The sequence below is a fragment of the Paludisphaera soli genome, from assembly GCF_011064595.1.
Taxonomy (GTDB): Bacteria; Planctomycetota; Planctomycetia; order Isosphaerales; family Isosphaeraceae; genus Paludisphaera; species Paludisphaera soli.
In genome coordinates this window covers 1-254 of sequence record NZ_JAALJI010000189.1, presented here as the reverse complement: position 1 = coordinate 254, position 254 = coordinate 1, and the positions used below count along the sequence as shown (strand labels likewise).

General features: G+C 81.5%; 1 protein-coding gene. It reads left to right on the top strand.

The window, feature by feature from the left end:
• The coding region (locus tag G6O68_RS32250) for a helix-turn-helix domain-containing protein (protein WP_165253870.1) at positions 1-254 on the top strand (254 nt) is incomplete at both ends.

The following is a 254-nucleotide window of genomic DNA, read 5'->3' as shown; positions in this document are numbered from 1 at the left end:
AGCCGACGCCGAGGGGGACAAGCGGCTGTTCCTCCGGCTGCGGGCCGTGTATCTGGCCGCCGCGGGCCTGACCGCCCCCGAGGTCGCCGCGGCCCTCGGGCCGTCGCGGCGGGCGATCCGGCGGTGGGTCGCCCGCTACAACGCCGAGGGGCCCGACGCCCTCGGCGACCGGCCCCGGCCCGGCCAGCCCACGCTCCTGCGCGAGCCCGACGTCGACCGCTTCCGCGCCCGCCTGGAGGCCGGGCCGACGCCCG